Here is a 14,852-nt window from a genome sequence, read left to right on the forward strand (position 1 = left end):
CAACCGTTGTTAGTTTCCGAAAAAAGTTGTAAATCAGCTTCAACGTGGTTCCACCCCCTTCATACTGCATTTCATTTGTTTCATCATAACATAAAATGAATCGTTCTCAAAACGAGAACGATAAAAAAACCTGGAGCTGTCAGCTCCAGGTCAAGTTTACTTCTCGTCAGGCAAGTTACCAGGTGATCGATCCACGTTTTCATTGCTTGGGTTATGTTTTTGCTTCAGTTTCTCATCATCTTTGTTTTCCAAAATGCCGGTCACTACATCGTCAAGCATATCCGTTGATGCGTGATCCTGACGGTCCGGCTCAGGGATGGGATCAACTCCCGGAAAACGATCTTCATGATCTGTTTTTTTCTTATCCATATGGTCTCATTCCTTTCCTATCTAGTTTGCAGCTTCAAGTCACGGTATATGTAACGAATAAACATGAAGAGGAGCTGTGAATCAGATTATAGACAGGAGCAGAGGTGTAAAGAAACCAGGTTTACCCGCTAGTCTCGCGATACTTACTGCGAAACTGCCCGGGCGTCATCCCTTCAAGTTTCCGAAAAGAACGAATAAAATTCTGTGAGTTGTTGTAGGTTAACTTTTCGGCAATATCTTTGACGGGCATGTCGGTCTCTCGAAGCCATTTTTTGGACATGTTTAAACGGTATTGGGTCAGGTACTCACTAAACGACATGTTCGTTTCCTTCTTGAAGACACTGCTCAAATAGAAATTATTGTAGTGAAGCCGGGCTGCACATTCCTCCAGCGTAATGTTCCGGTCGTATTCGCTGCGTATGATTTCAATGATCTGCTCGGACAAGTTTTGATATTGAGAGTCCTGCCGGTCACGGAATACGCATATCATCGGCCTGATAATACGGGTTTTAAACCAGATTTCAATATCTGCACTGACATACAGCTGGAGCAGTTCTTCAACGAGAGAACTGTCTCTAATATTAACCTGATCCAGAGAAATGCCAGTTTCCTGCATAACAATCATAAGATCATTCAACAGGCGGACGAGAGAGATTTGATATTCCTGCGGCGTTCGTTCTTTTTGGAAAACTTCAGCCATCCACTGTTTGAGCAAATCCATTGCCCGATCCTCTTCAGCCAGCTTGATGGCGTCGATCAGCTCGTTCTCAAGCTGAGCAGGGTAAAAGTAGACACGGGTATGCTTGCCAAAGTTCAAGTTGTAGTACGGAATGACGACACCAGTACCCAGGATCAGGCGGTGCTTCAGGGCTTCGAGCCCCTCATGGTAGGCTCTTGAGGCATTGTGAATATGTTTGAATGGAAGACTGATGCCAATGCTGACGTCCAAATCCAGGAAAGAATTGGTCGTACTCTGGATTTCTTCCGACAGCTTATAAAGGTAGTCATTGAATTCCTCTGGAGTGACATCGCCCCGTCCGACAAGGGTAATCTGAGTCTGATCCAGAATGACCGATGGCAGACGCTGCTCCGTGGGAATCATTTCTTCAATAATATTATGGATCGCAAACAGCAGGAGTTCATGATCGCCAGAATCATAGCGGGTATCTTCCAGCATATCGATCTGAAGTGTAAACACGGCCATATGATTCCAGCCAGAAATTTGTTCAGCATAGCCCAGCAGCTCTATACGTTCCACAATCTCACCGGGCGGAATTTTGCCAAGCAGCAAATTGCTGAGAAAAAAAGTGCGTATCTGCCTGCTGCTTTGATGGAGCTCGTAGCTGAGCTTTTTGTTGGACGCGAACATATCACGGATATGTTCATCGATAATTTGCAGTTCATTTTTGTTATTGGCCGTGATCTCTGGAAGGCGGTCCGCAATATTCTGAAACATATCCCGGATGGGAGAGTACATTCTGCGGCTGCCGAGCCATACAAACATGACACCGACACCGATAATAATCAGACAGACGTAAAAGGTGAACCAGCCGATGGATCGGGAATCCTTGGTGACTGCAGATACCTCTGTAAATGAAGCGTAAATCCAGCCGTTGAATTCGGACTTTACATAGGTTATAGATATGGGTTCATTATCGATCTGGGTTTCAAACTGTCCGCTTCTCGCTTGAAAGCGATCCAAATCGCCGAGATTTACAAAACCGGACTCTGCTAGAGGCTGTCCCAGCTTGCTGTGGTCGGGGTGGGCTACAATTCGAAATTCCGAGTCCAGGATCATCGTATCACTGGAACTGGATGCATCCTTCAGCATCGCTCCCAGACTGCAGCTGGGGATCGTCGCTATAGCGGCTCCTCTTGCCGGAGCCCCTGACAAAGGCATTTTCTTCACCAAAGCAACTGTAAATGGACAGGCGTAGCTCGTCGTATCACTGGAACCCAGTGACTCGGTCGGGATGAGGGTCCAGCTGGACATGGCAGCACCACTCATGATGTTAAGCATCTCTTGTTTGGAAGCGTATTCATTAAAAGAGTACATCCCCCGGTTATTTATGATCCAATTTGATTCGGGATTGGCCAGAATGACATCGGTGACTTTCGTATCCGGAGATTGCAGAAGACTCACCTCATTACGAAGCTGGTTGTACAGTTCAAAATCATAAAATGTCAGAGGGCGGTAAAGAGCATCCTGCAGCATATTGGAATTGATGACATAATTTAAAGTATAGTCTACGGTTCGCAAAACCTGCTCCATCTTGCTGTTTATTTGATTCATGATCTGAATATTCCCGTTATTGACATGCTGCTGCACAGCCGCTGAAGACTTCAGGAAAGAGAAGAATCCAAGGGCCAGAAGAGGGAGGATGCAAATCACACAACCGAACATAATCATTTTGGTGAAAAAACTATTTGTTTGCAAATGTACACCTTCTTCTCTGATCTGTGTGTATAATCATTCTATGAGCTGAGCTCTACTTGTTCAATAATCATTTCAATTGAAATAATCCTGAGATAAGAATGTTTTATTAAACTGCTTAAAAAGCGTATAGATATGGGGGAACAAGATTGAAGAGTACGTACCGTCTTTCTCGTATGATAATCCTGTTTATTTTGTTTTCGCTTTCGATGGGCTGTAGTCCTGCAGCCAAAGACAGGATTGCGGACGATTCCTGGACAAGAATTTCCATGATGGCCAATCTGCATACAGCTCAGGTTCCGGCAGAGACGATCGAGCTGCTGCTGGAGGAGAAAACAAATACCCGTCTTGATATCCAATGGATTCCGGATGGAAGCTATGATGCGAAGATGTATGCTTCACTTGCCACCGGCACACTTCCGAAAGCGCTTTATTTGAAAAATGCAGCATCGTTCTCCTCTATGATTAGCGAAATACGCAGCGGTTTGTTCTGGGAGATCGGCCCTTACCTGGACTCATTTCCTAATTTGAGCCTGCTGAAGCAGGAAGTGCTTGATAATATCAGGGTAGACGGAAAGTTGTATGCTCTGTACCAAGAGAGGGCCTTGGCCCGGCAGGGCGTGATTTATCGAAAGGATTGGGCGGATAAGCTGGGACTGGGACCTCCGGAAACACTGGAAGATCTGTATATGATGCTGAAAAAGTTTACCCTGGAAGATCCTGATGGCAACGGCAGAAACGATACCATCGGATTAACAGACAGGAGCGATCTCATATACGGTGCCTTTAAGAGTATCGCATCTTATCATGGGGTGCCTAATGAATGGGGCTTTGTGGAGGATGTCGGAACAATAAAACTGAAACCGGAATTTATGTTTCAGGAATTTAAGGATACGCTTGATTTTTTCCGGCGTCTGCATGAAGAAGGCCTGATTAACAAGGATTTTCCGGTTACAAGCAAAGCCGACCAGCAGGAGCTGTTAATTCAAGGGAAGGCGGGTGTATACATCGGAGCGATGGGAGACGTCGTTTCACTGGAAGCGAGGCTTCAGGAGGTAAATCCGGATGCATCCCTGGATGTGCATAATCGTGTGAATGGTCCCAAGGGACCAAAGATTTGGGCTTCCTCAGGTTATGGAACCGTCGTTCTGTTTCCGAAGTCAGCCATTTCGACTGAAGAAGAGCTGCTGAAAATTCTGGAATTTTATGATCAGCTGATGTCCCCGGAAGCCGCGAACCTGATCTACTGGGGTTTGGAGGACACTCATTATAAGGTTGTGGATGGAAAGGCAGCAACGCTGGGAACTCATAATCAGAAGGATAAAGACGTTAAGCCTTATCAGGCGTTAATGGTTGGCGGCTTCAGCACGATACCGAATATGCTGGTCCCCTATTATAATCTGGAAGTCAAGGAGAAAGCAGAGCGCCTCATTGTGGACAATGAACAATTTCTTGTTTATGATCCCACCGTGTCACTGACTTCGGAAACCTTTAACATCAAGGGCAACCGAATCATGGAAAGCATTCACTCCGCTGTATACAAATATATTTTGGGCATGATTGACGAGGAGGGCTTTGACCGCGCTGTCGAGGTATGGCTTAAGGAAGGCGGACAGCAGATCATTCATGAATTTAATGCTTCTTATTTAAAAAAACAGGCACATTAAAACCGGGATCCGCAGCAGCGGATCCCGGTTTTTTGTCATCTGTTCCAGTATTTCTGAATACATCACAATCCTCAGATAAGATAGAGGCCGTTAAACATAGTAATACTGCGCCTTCTGGCGTCTCATCCAATCCCATGATTATGTACGTACCGGCATAAACTCGATTACGCTGAGCATGCAGTTAGCCATATCCATTAAAAAAAACGGAGGTCAGAAATTATGAAAAAAACAAAAGCCGGTTCCATACTGGCAGTTGTAACCGCATTCACGCTGCTGGCAGGCTGCGGCGGAAATGAAGCCGGAGGAACAACCGGAGGTTCAAACGGAGGTTCAGGATCAGAAAAACCGGCACAGGCTGCGGAGACGAACAAACCCACCAAAATTTCCATCATGGCAAACCTCCATACTGCTGAAGTTCCTTCTGACATGATCGAGAAAATGATTGAAGAAAAAACGAATACCGAACTTGATATCCAGTGGGTGCCGGACGGGACTTACGATGAGAAAGTAAACGCTTCTTTTGCAACAGGCACGCTGCCACAGGTAACTTATCTGAAAAATGCAGCCTCTCTGATCAACATGAGGGATGCGATCCGCAATGAGCAGTTTTGGGAAGTTGGACATCTTCTGAAAGATTATCCGAATCTGAACCGGCTGAAACCCGAAGTGCTGAAGAATACAGCGGTTGATGGTAAGATATATGCCGTTTACCGTGAGGTTCCTTTGTCCCGCCAGGGAATGATTTACCGTAAAGACTGGGCTGACAAGTTGGGCATAAAATCGCCGACTACTGTGGATGAGTTCTACGACATGCTGAAGCAGTTTAAAGAAAAGGATCCTGACGGAAATGGAAAAGATGACACGATGGGCCTGACAGACCGCAGCGATCTTGTATATGGTGCCTTTAAAACGGTCAGCTCCTGGTTCGGTACACCGAATAACTGGGGCGAACAGGACGGCAAGCTGATGCCGGAATTTATGTTCCCGGAATATATGGACACGATGAAGTTTTTTCAAAAGCTCCATAAGGAAGGTTTGATCAATCAGGACTTCCCGGTTACGAGCAAGACGGACCAGCAGAACCTGTTTACGACCGGCAAAGCCGGAGTTTACATCGGTTCCATGGCTGACGTCTCCAGTCTGGAGCCGAAGGTGCTAGAGGTAAATGCCGATGCAGTCCTTGATGTCCAGAATAAAGTGGTAAACGGTTCTGCTGAATACGGTGTTTGGTCCGTTCCGGGTTACGGTTCGGTGACTCTGTTCCCGAAAAGCGCAATTAAAAATGAAGAAGAACTAAAAGGTGTCCTGAGCTTTATGGATCAGCTGATGAGCACGGAAATCGGGAACTTAATGTATTGGGGTGTGGAGGGACAGCATCATCAGATGGAAGAAGGAAAAGTTGTTCCGTCCACGGATACTAAATTAACCGACCGTGAAGTGAAACCGTATCAGGCCATGCAGGTCGGCGGGCCGCTGACCATTGAAGGCTTCCTTGAGCCTAAGCATCTGTCTCCAGTAAAAGCGAAAGCAGAAGAAATGATCGTAGAAAATAATGATTATTTGATTGAAGATCCGACAGCGCCGCTGGAATCGGTCACGTTTAACCAAAAAGGGGTTCAGCTTCAGGAAATGATCAAGGACGCTACCTACAACTTTATGCTTGGAAAACTGGACGACGCAGGGTTTCAGGCAGCGGTGGATAACTGGCTGAGCAGCGGCGGACAGCAGATTATCGATGAGTATAATCAAGCGAAACAGGCTCAATAACAGCATGGTGTTCCATGCCCGTTCCGGGAGGGAGCTACAGGCAAGAAGGGCTGCTATGAGAGCAGCTCTTCTGTCTTCCCGGGTATTGTCAGAAAGGAAGTGTGGATATGAGTGAAACCGTAATAAAGGCTGCGCCGAATCCTGAAACGAAAAAAAAATCCCAGGAATCAGGGCTCCTCAAAAGAATGATTAAAAACCGGTCGATCTATTTCATGATCCTGCCGGGTCTGCTCTATTTTGTGATTTTCAAGTACATCCCGATGTCCGGTCTCGTCATTGCTTTCCAAAACTATCAGCCTTACCTCGGTATCATGGGCAGTCCTTGGGTAGGACTGGAGCATTTTCAACGATTGTTTTCCGAACCGCTGTTTTTCAACATACTCAGCAATACGCTGATCCTGTTCTTTATAAACCTTCTTTTTTACTTCCCTGTTCCTATTATTCTTGCACTGATGTTGAATGAAGTCCGAATCAATTTCTTCAAAAGATTTGTTCAAACCCTGGTTTATGTTCCGCATTTTATGTCATGGGTTATTATCGTCTCCATTACATTCGTGATGTTATCCATGGACCGCGGTATCATTAATGAACTGTTTGTTATGATGGGCTTTGAGAAAATCAATTTTCTGATGAGTACGGAATGGTTTCGTCCCATGTATGTGCTTCAAGTCATCTGGCGGGAAGCGGGATGGGGTACCATTATATACCTTGCTGCCATGGCAGCCATCGATCCCGGTCTGTATGAAGCCTCACGGATTGACGGTGCAAGCCGGATGCGGCAGATCTGGCATATTACGCTTCCATCCATCCGCAGTGTCATTGTGGTACTGCTGATATTGAAGATCGGAGATGTGCTGGAGCTTGGATTCGAACATATTTATCTTCTGCTCAATTCCATGAACCGGGAAGTGGCGGAGATTTTCGATACGTATGTCTACACAGCAGGGCTGAAGCAGGGACAATTCAGTTTCAGTACGGCTGTAGGATTTTTCAAATCGGTAATTGGTCTCATTCTTGTCATGCTCGCCAACTGGTTATCTAAAAAGGCCGGAGAAGAGGGTATTTATTAATCATTAGAAAGGTGGAGCAAGTATATGGTACAAGATAGAACGCTCTCCAGCCGATTATTCGATATAGTAAACAGCACGCTGCTGATCATCATTGCTCTCGTGACCATTCTTCCCTTCCTGCATGTTATTGCCGGGTCTTTTACGACTGTCACAGAGCTTGCCCAAAAGCAGTTTGTGCTGTTTCCGACCGTATGGTCGCTGGATGCGTACAAATATATATTTTCGACCAACACGATATTTAAAGCGCTCGGTGTCTCGATTGGCGTCACCTTCTTTGGAACATTGTTCAGCATGGTCGTTACGGCTTTGATGGCGTACGGACTTTCACGTAAGGATCTGGATGGACGAAATCTGATTATGTTTGCCGTCGTTTTTACCATGCTGTTCAGCGGTGGAATGATTCCGACTTTCCTGGTTGTGAAGTCGATGGGATTGATTGACAGTTATGGAGCATTAATCATTCCTTCCGCGATCAATGCCTTTAATCTTATTATTATGCGGAACTTTTTTCAAAACCTTCCAGAGGGGCTTGAGGAGTCTGCGAAGATCGACGGAGCCGGAGATTGGAAAATCTTATTCCGTATTGTGATTCCGCTGTCTATGCCGGCGATTGCGACGATTTCATTGTTCTATGCCGTGACTTATTGGAATACGTATATGCAGGCTATCCTGTATATGAATGATGCAGATAAATGGCCGATTCAAGTCATTCTACGGCAAATTGTCATTCTCGCCAGCGGGCTTGCAGCAGATACATCGGGCATGGAAGACTTTGTACGTCCGCCGGAGCAGACGGTAAAAATGGCGGTTATTGTCGTTGCGACACTGCCAATTCTTTGTGTGTATCCGTTCCTGCAAAAGCATTTTGCTAAGGGAGCACTGCTGGGGTCTATTAAAGGCTGAGGTTTGATGAAAGGGGGATGCAAATGACATCGTTAAACATCACAGCGCCGGTTATACCAGGGAACTATGCCGATCCATCAGTGGTTGTAGTCGGCGAGGATTATTACATGACACACTCTTCTTACAAACTGACGCCCGGGCTGATCATCTGGCATTCCAGGGATCTCAGGAACTGGAAACGGATAGGAGCAGCCTTAACAGAGTATGCGGGAGACGTATGGGCTCCAGATCTGGTTCATTATAAAGACCTGTACTATATCTATTACCCGGCAAATCGCTCCAATTGGGTCGTAACCGCTAAAGACCCTGCAGGCCCATGGAGCAAACCGATTAATCTCGGGATCAAGGGCATCGATCCTGGACATATCGCCACTCCGGACGGAAAGCGTTATCTCCATATGTCCGGAGGCCATTTCTGTCCATTGTCTGATGACGGACTTTCGGTTACCGGAGAAGTGAAGCATGTGTATGACGGATGGAAATATCCCGATGACTGGATTGTGGAAGCATACAGTCTGGAAGGCCCGAAAGTGACTTATCGTGATGGATACTATTACTTAACAGTAGCTGTAGGAGGCACAGCAGGACCTCCGACCAGCCATATGGTGGTGTCATCCAGATCGCGAACGCCAGAGGGACCATGGGAACACTCGCCATACAATCCCATTGTCCGGACGGCTTCCGCTGAAGAGCCCTGGTGGTCAAAGGGCCACGGTTCATTGATTGAGACGCCGGACGGCCAATGGTGGATGGCGTATCATGCTTATCGAAGCGGTTTTCATACATTAGGCAGGCAGACTCTGATGGAGCCAGTGGAGTGGACGGAAGACGGCTGGTATAGAACAACTCCATACCACGGTTGGTCCAAGTCTCCGTCCGCCTCTATTGTCGATGATTTTAAGAAGGAAAATCTGAATCTTCACTGGCAGTGTGAGGGAGCTGCGCCATCCGTAAGATTTACTACAGACGAAAGAGGATTAATTGTACAGGGGGAAAGTGGAGACTCGGTCTCTCCGCTTCTGTTTATGGCTGCTGATGAAAGTTATGAGACCATCGTTGAAGTGACTGTACAGGGCAATGCCGAGGGGCAGTTATTGTTATTTTACAACCAGGAAGCCTATTTCGGGATCGGAGTCAACCGGGAAGGTGTGCGCCATTTCCGTTCCTTTAAAAACTATGGGCGGGTACCTGGGGAGGGAAGTTCCAATGTTCATCTGAAAGTAGTCAATGACCGGCATATCGTGTCGTTCTACTACAGCTTTGATGGCGTAATCTGGCGCCGTTATGACAAAACATTGGAGACTTCCGGCTTCCATCATAATACGCTCGGCGGATTCCAGAGCCTCCGGATCGGGCTGGATGCTGCAGGAGAAGGAGAGGTGATCTTTCACAGCTTCTCTTACCGGACTTTAGAACACGGACTTTAGAATACGGGGAAGAAGGGATATAGATGGGCACTGGTTTAACATCCGTATTACAGGAGGGCGATCAATTATTTAACGGTTTTTATGGTTGGCTTTCCGGACAGTTTGACAGTGACAGCGGCGGTTTTTATTATGCAGCAAGTTCGCGTTCCGCTCAGCTTGGTCCGGATATTGAATCCACTTCCCAGGCATTAAATATAATGGAACGCTGCGGAGCGGCAGACATGATGGGGAATCACATGAAACAGCAGATCATTTCCTTCTATCAATCCAGGCAGGATCCGAAGAGTGGGTACTTCTACGACCGGCACCCGGATATGCCTTGTGACGAGGTGATGGTCGGACGTGCCTTGGGTTACAGCCAGAACTCGCTCCGAAAACTGGGAGCATCTCCACTGCATCCTGTTCCGGATCATGAGGACCTCATGCCGGGGTACTGCCAGTCTCCGGCAAAGTATGCGGAGTGGCTCCGCTCTATAAGCTTAATCAACAGCTGGAGGGGGTGTGACCGGCTGTGCAACTCGGCACCCTACCTTGCCAGAATGCCGGTTGAGAAGAAGACACTGTTTCTTGACGAAGCATGGTCCTATTTTGATGAAATTCAGGATGTGGACAGCGGTTTATGGGGTGAAGGAAGTCCTTATGTCCGGATATCCGGCACCTTTAAGCTGCTAACCTATTATAAGCGGTTTGGGAGGCCGCTGCCTGGTACGGCAGCAATTTATACGTCACTCCTTTATGCACTGAGAAATGAGAAGGCGGTGGATATGTGCTATATCCGAAATCCAATCAGTCTGCTCTCTGCGATGGAAGCAGCGATACCCCAAGCTGATTTGGAGGAGATCACTACAATCACCCTGACGAACATGTCGAAACTGAAGAGGTCTGATGGAGGCTTTTCCCGGGAAATGAATCATTCTCCTGCCGCCCCGAACGTGGCTCAAGTGAAGCCGGGAGAATATTATCCAGACATGCCTGCTCCCGTTCCAATCGGTCAAGGCTTGGCAGAAGGAGATATGAACGCTGGAACCCAAGCCGTATTGATCCGCTATTCGCTTCGTAAGCTTGCAGAACTGCCTGATCAGGATTTGCCGCAGTCCAAGCTGCCGTTTACCGTTTTCCTGGATGAGAAATAAAATCGGAAGCGGCAGCATGAATTCTAGCAGTGTGAGGCTTTCCCGGGAAGCCTCCATCACCTTATCCAATCATGGTATCTACCAGTTCGGGAATGCACTTGCTGCCATCCTGGTGAACCTTTACCTCTGGCGGCTGACTAATGATGTGTGGGTTAATGGCATGTACAACTTACTTACACTGGCTTCTGCTCCTGCAGCCACCCTGCTTGTCGGCAAGCTGGCCAAAGTCAAAGACCGATTATTGGTGTATCGGCTTGGCATCGTACTGACGGCCTTTTTTTATCTGCTGATTCTCGTGGCGGGTGAGATGTTAGTGAACTATTATGTTGCCTTTGCGGTATTGAAAGGTGTATCGACCTCGTTTTACTGGCTGGGACACTTCACCATGATTCAGGATGTCAGTAATGAAGAGAACCGTCACCGGTATCTGGGCCTTAATCTGATCATCACGAATGCGGCGATGCTCGCAGGTCCAGCGGTCGCAGGCCTGCTTGTAGATATGTTTGGAGGACTCCGCGGTTATATGGCGGTGTATCTGCTATCTTTTGTCATGTTCGCTTATGCATCGATCAACAGCTGGAAGATGAGCAGGAAGCCGTCACCGCATAAAACTTACTACATCAAATATTCATGGCAGATGAGCCGAAAGTATCCGGCCTTCGGACGCGCGCTGGCAGGATGGTTTGTATTTGGACTTCCGCAGGGCGTGCTGGCTTATATTCCGGCAATTTTACTGTATGAGGCGGTTCCGAGTGAATCTTTCGTCAACTATATGAATGTGCTTTTTCTAGGTGTGACTATGGCGGCAGGCTTTATGTTAGCCAGGTGGGGAAGCAGCCGTCACAACTATCAGTATTTAAGAATGGCGGCAGTCGGTTTTATTGCAGGGACCATTCCGTTGTTTTTTGGAATCAGCCTTTGGCCGGTAGTCTTGTTTATGCTCTTGTATTCATGTGTCAAGCCGCTGCAGAACAACGCATATACGGCGTATTATTATGACCTCAGCGCACGTCTGCCGCTTGGAGAGCACTTTCGTGTGGAAGCGGTTGTACTCCGTGAGGTATGCACGAACGCAGGCCGCAGCGCAGGGGTAATCATTCTAATGTTTCTTTCGGCAGATATGCAGCAGGGAGCGCTTGCAGGAATGCTGATGTTTGCTGCGGTGTCTCAGCTGCTGATTGGCTGGCTGGCATCTCCGGCCTATCCGTCTTTTCGGTTACCGAGACACAGCAGTGACATAAACATGAGAAGAACATGAGAAGCTGACAATCAGAATGCACGTCGGGACTTACAGGCGTCTGATGCATGATTTTATGGGTTGACGATTTAACCGCGATCAGAGAAGATCTGATTATAAGATGAATTAAAGACAAACCCTTCTATAGCGGAGATGACAAGTGATTCTGGAGAAGCGTCAGCGTCCGCCTTTGTCTCCAAAATGCTACCTTAGATTATAATTCCAAGCATTTTGGAGGCAACAGCGGTCGTAAGAACACTTGCCATCGCAGCCACCAAGAACGGTAACTCTTAACTTGATTCTATATAGAAGAAAAAGGAAGAGGTGAGCCATTCAAATGAAATTGTGGGAACAGCATGCGCCGGGATCCGAGTTCGAGGAACAGGATACCCACCAGCCCTACATAACCCCCTATGTAATCGACTCGGATCAAACGCACGCAGCCGTAATCGTCTTTCCTGGCGGCGGTTATGTGAATCGGGCCGAGCATGAGGGAGAACCTATTGCCCTTTGGCTTAACAGCCTGGGATTGTCTGCTTTTGTTGTGCATTACCGGGTCGCTCCGGTCAAACATCCGTATCCATTGATGGACGGTATGCGTGCGGTAAGACAAGTGCGATACCGAGCAGCAGAGTGGAACATTGATCCGGAAAAAATCGGAGTTCTGGGATTCTCAGCCGGCGGCCATCTGGCTGCCACAGTCTGTACTCATGCTGAGCCTGGCTGGCCGGATCCTGATGACCCTGTCGAGCATGTAAGCTCCCGGCCTGATTTTGCCGTTCTGTGCTACCCGGTCATTTCATTCTCCCAGCACAGGCATGAAGGGTCCATGATCAGTTTGCTGGGAGAGCGTCCTTCAGAAGAAATGATCAAGCTGATGTCGGGCGAGCTGCAGGTAACATCAGAGACGCCGCCGACCTTTTTGTGGCATACGGCCGACGATGGAGCTGTACCGGTAGAGAACAGCTTGATGTATGCAAGCGCTCTTTCCGCAAAAGGAGTTCCATTTGAACTTCATGTATTTCCAGCTGGACGACACGGCTTAGGCCTGGCGCATGATGAGCCGCATGTCGCCCAGTGGACCCATCTATGTGCTGGATGGCTGCGTACCAGCGGGATTATCCATGGAGAAAATGGAACCGTATAGTATAGGGCAGGATACATATGCACGATAACGAACAGAGTTCTCCAAGGCGAACCAGCTCAAGGAGGACTCTGTTTGACGTCTTTTCAAAGTTAATATTATTTCTGACATCAAAATTACATTTCCCTCCAAAAATACCCAAAAGTATAGTATGATGTTGACTAATCTTTAAGGGGAAGGTGACTGTGGTGAGCAGAATAACAAATCGATGGATTTCGACTTTTTTTGCAACCGCTTTCTTTATTTGTGCCAGCTGCAGTGCTCCAGAAGGGGTGACAATGGAAAGGAATCCGCCCCAAGCCTCGATAAGCATTGTCATATCAAGCCTTGGGATGACTTTTCCGGCTGGTATGGATGAGAATGACAACCGCTATTTGAATTACATTAGGGAGCAGACGGGAATCGACATTCAGGTTACTACACCACCTGCCGAGGTGTACGATGAGAAGCTGGACGTCATTATGTCTTCCGGCAGCCTGCCGGATATGCTTCATGCCTATGAACCGGTATGGTTCGGCAATTATGCAAAACAGGGGGCCTTCATGCCCCTTGATGATCTGATTAACACCTATGGCCCCAATCTAAAGAAGAAAATACCGGATCGGATTTGGGATAGAGTCCGATATGGCGGGAAAATTTATGCTGTCCCCAGCCTGAACGAAGTCAGCGGAATTGAGCTCATGTATGTCCGTAAGGACTGGCTCGACCGTCTTGAAATGAAGCCGCCGCAAACGCTCGAAGAGTACACGGAAGTCATCAGGGCGTTTACACGGCGGGATCCGGACAGGAACGGTGAAGATGATACGATTGGACTTCCCCTGACGGTCAATCTCGGACGGTCTTCTCCTATATTCGGCGCATTCGGTACACAGCTGGATACCTGGTTTGATGTAGACGGCAGACTCGTGAACGGAAGCATTATGCCGCAGACCAAGCAGGCGCTGGGTTATTTGGCTGAATTGTATCGTGAGGGCCTTCTGGACCGGGAATTTCCGCTCAATCTGCAGAATAATTTATATGAAAAAATTGAAAGTGGAAGAGTCGGATTATTTTCCGCGACCTGGTACGATACACGCGGTCCTATTGCTGCGAGCAAATTGAAGGACCCGAAGGCCGAATGGATTGCGCTGGAGTATCTTGCCGGACCACAAGGGCAGAAGGGAGTTTACGGAACCAATGAAATTCGCGGATATAATGTCATCCCAGCAGGTTCAGAGCATGCTGCAGATGTGATTCGTATGCTGGATTTTATTGTGAGCGATTATAGAAACCTCAAACTCGGTTTTGAGAATGAAATCTGGCGAATGGAGAATGGGGTGATGGTCACTGATTTTCAGCAGCATGATGAGCATCTCTACAGGGGGATGTATCAGTCTTTGGTGGATGTACCAGACCCGGAGCTGTTTAAGAATCGGCTGGATTCCCTGGGGGATTTTCATTTATATGACAATCTGGAACGCATACGGGAGCATGTGATGAAGGATGCATTTTACGGGATTCCTACTCCATCCATGAGCAAATATGATAAGAAGCTGGATGAACTGCAGGGTGTGTTTACAAGCATTATTCTAGGAGTCGAGCCTTTGGATGCATTCGATCACTTTGTAGCCCAGTGGAAACAATACGGCGGTGATGAAATCACCAAGGAAGTCAATGCCTGGTATGCGGCTCAAAGGGATAAACCGGCGGAGGAATTCTAAG

The 14,852-nt window shown here is 47.5% G+C and carries 11 protein-coding genes; 9 read left to right on the forward strand and 2 right to left on the reverse strand.

Annotated features, from left to right (window positions below):
- Positions 1-156 precede the first annotated feature (156 nt).
- A complete protein-coding gene (locus tag HII30_RS13715) occupies positions 157-369 on the reverse strand; it encodes a hypothetical protein (protein WP_169505524.1) in 213 nt (70 codons plus the stop codon).
- A gap of 121 nt (positions 370-490) precedes the next feature.
- Entirely contained in the window at positions 491-2,779 is a 2,289-nt protein-coding gene (locus tag HII30_RS13720; RefSeq protein ID WP_211184593.1) for a helix-turn-helix domain-containing protein, read from the reverse strand.
- A gap of 200 nt (positions 2,780-2,979) precedes the next feature.
- Here HII30_RS13720 and HII30_RS13725 point away from each other — a divergent pair, with 200 nt between their 5' ends.
- The 9 genes from HII30_RS13725 to HII30_RS13765 all read left to right on the forward strand — a co-directional run bounded on the left by HII30_RS13725 (position 2,980) and on the right by HII30_RS13765 (position 14,851).
- Positions 2,980-4,470, forward strand: coding sequence for an extracellular solute-binding protein (locus HII30_RS13725; RefSeq protein WP_169505635.1), 1,491 nt, complete (start codon positions 2,980-2,982; stop codon positions 4,468-4,470).
- 219 nt (positions 4,471-4,689) lie between these two features.
- Positions 4,690-6,237: an extracellular solute-binding protein gene (locus tag HII30_RS13730; RefSeq protein WP_169505604.1), complete on the forward strand. Its 1,548-nt coding sequence runs from the start codon at positions 4,690-4,692 to the stop codon at positions 6,235-6,237.
- 107 nt (positions 6,238-6,344) lie between these two features.
- Positions 6,345-7,307, forward strand: coding sequence for an ABC transporter permease (locus HII30_RS13735; protein ID WP_169505605.1), 963 nt, complete (start codon positions 6,345-6,347; stop codon positions 7,305-7,307).
- Between the two features lie 24 nt (positions 7,308-7,331).
- Positions 7,332-8,210 (forward strand): carbohydrate ABC transporter permease, encoded by an 879-nt coding sequence (locus tag HII30_RS13740; protein WP_169505606.1) that lies wholly within the window; start codon positions 7,332-7,334, stop codon positions 8,208-8,210.
- A 23-nt stretch (positions 8,211-8,233) separates the two neighbouring features.
- A complete protein-coding gene (locus tag HII30_RS13745) occupies positions 8,234-9,637 on the forward strand; it encodes a family 43 glycosylhydrolase (protein ID WP_211184584.1) in 1,404 nt (467 codons plus the stop codon).
- 23 nt (positions 9,638-9,660) lie between these two features.
- Positions 9,661-10,770, forward strand: coding sequence for a hypothetical protein (locus HII30_RS13750; protein WP_169505608.1), 1,110 nt, complete (start codon positions 9,661-9,663; stop codon positions 10,768-10,770).
- A 16-nt stretch (positions 10,771-10,786) separates the two neighbouring features.
- Complete coding sequence (locus HII30_RS13755; protein ID WP_246246397.1) at positions 10,787-12,028, forward strand: MFS transporter; 1,242 nt, start codon at positions 10,787-10,789, stop codon at positions 12,026-12,028.
- 316 nt (positions 12,029-12,344) lie between these two features.
- Positions 12,345-13,154 carry an alpha/beta hydrolase gene (locus HII30_RS13760; RefSeq protein WP_169505610.1) on the forward strand — a complete coding sequence of 270 codons (810 nt, stop codon included), beginning with the start codon at positions 12,345-12,347 and terminating at the stop codon, positions 13,152-13,154.
- A 275-nt stretch (positions 13,155-13,429) separates the two neighbouring features.
- Positions 13,430-14,851, forward strand: coding sequence for an extracellular solute-binding protein (locus tag HII30_RS13765; protein ID WP_169505611.1), 1,422 nt, complete (start codon positions 13,430-13,432; stop codon positions 14,849-14,851).
- Position 14,852 lies beyond the last annotated feature (1 nt).

The sequence above is a fragment of the Paenibacillus lemnae genome, from assembly GCF_012933385.1.
Taxonomy (GTDB): Bacteria; Bacillota; Bacilli; order Paenibacillales; family Paenibacillaceae; genus Paenibacillus_AQ; species Paenibacillus_AQ lemnae.

Coding starts and splice junctions, on each gene's coding strand:
- HII30_RS13745 (WP_211184584.1), top strand. CDS start 8,234: ATGACATCGTTAAACATCACAGCGCCGGTTATACCAGGGAACTATGCC.
- HII30_RS13720 (WP_211184593.1), bottom strand. CDS start 2,779: ATGATTATGTTCGGTTGTGTGATTTGCATCCTCCCTCTTCTGGCCCTT.
- HII30_RS13735 (WP_169505605.1), top strand. CDS start 6,345: ATGAGTGAAACCGTAATAAAGGCTGCGCCGAATCCTGAAACGAAAAAA.
- HII30_RS13755 (WP_246246397.1), top strand. CDS start 10,787: ATGAATTCTAGCAGTGTGAGGCTTTCCCGGGAAGCCTCCATCACCTTA.
- HII30_RS13740 (WP_169505606.1), top strand. CDS start 7,332: ATGGTACAAGATAGAACGCTCTCCAGCCGATTATTCGATATAGTAAAC.
- HII30_RS13715 (WP_169505524.1), bottom strand. CDS start 369: ATGGATAAGAAAAAAACAGATCATGAAGATCGTTTTCCGGGAGTTGAT.
- HII30_RS13760 (WP_169505610.1), top strand. CDS start 12,345: ATGAAATTGTGGGAACAGCATGCGCCGGGATCCGAGTTCGAGGAACAG.
- HII30_RS13750 (WP_169505608.1), top strand. CDS start 9,661: ATGGGCACTGGTTTAACATCCGTATTACAGGAGGGCGATCAATTATTT.
- HII30_RS13765 (WP_169505611.1), top strand. CDS start 13,430: ATGGAAAGGAATCCGCCCCAAGCCTCGATAAGCATTGTCATATCAAGC.
- HII30_RS13725 (WP_169505635.1), top strand. CDS start 2,980: ATGATAATCCTGTTTATTTTGTTTTCGCTTTCGATGGGCTGTAGTCCT.
- HII30_RS13730 (WP_169505604.1), top strand. CDS start 4,690: ATGAAAAAAACAAAAGCCGGTTCCATACTGGCAGTTGTAACCGCATTC.